This window comes from Stenotrophomonas sp. SrG (genome assembly GCF_050031795.1).
GTDB lineage: Bacteria > Pseudomonadota > Gammaproteobacteria > Xanthomonadales > Xanthomonadaceae > Stenotrophomonas > Stenotrophomonas rhizophila_A.
In genome coordinates this window covers 1-322 of sequence record NZ_JBNBBE010000073.1, presented here as the reverse complement: position 1 = coordinate 322, position 322 = coordinate 1, and the positions used below count along the sequence as shown (strand labels likewise).

Below are 322 nucleotides of genomic sequence, written 5' to 3'. Positions count from 1 at the left end.
CGATGAGCGTGGTGGACGGCCAGGGCCGCGTGCAGGGCATGCAGGGCCTGCGCGTAGTGGACGCCTCGATCATGCCCCGCATCATCACCGGCAACCTCAATGCGACCCCGATCATGATTGCCGAGAAGATCGCCGACCGCATCCGGGGCCGCGAGCCGTTGCCGCGCAGCACGGCCACGTACCACGTGGCCGGCGACGCGCCGGTGCGCGGCTGATGCACAAAATGCGTGCCCGAAGGGGGTAGAGCCGACTGGGGAAGAGCCGACTGGGTAGAGCCGCCTGTTAGTCGGCTATCGCGCGAAGCGCGATGGTATTCCTATCG

1 protein-coding gene is annotated in these 322 nt (G+C 67.4%); it reads left to right on the top strand.

The genetic code is table 11. The features are described from left to right. Positions 1–215: GMC oxidoreductase (locus ACQG3P_RS19030; RefSeq protein ID WP_426805909.1), on the top strand; the 215-nt coding region annotated here is incomplete at its 5' end. Between the last annotated feature and the right edge of the window lie 107 nt (positions 216–322).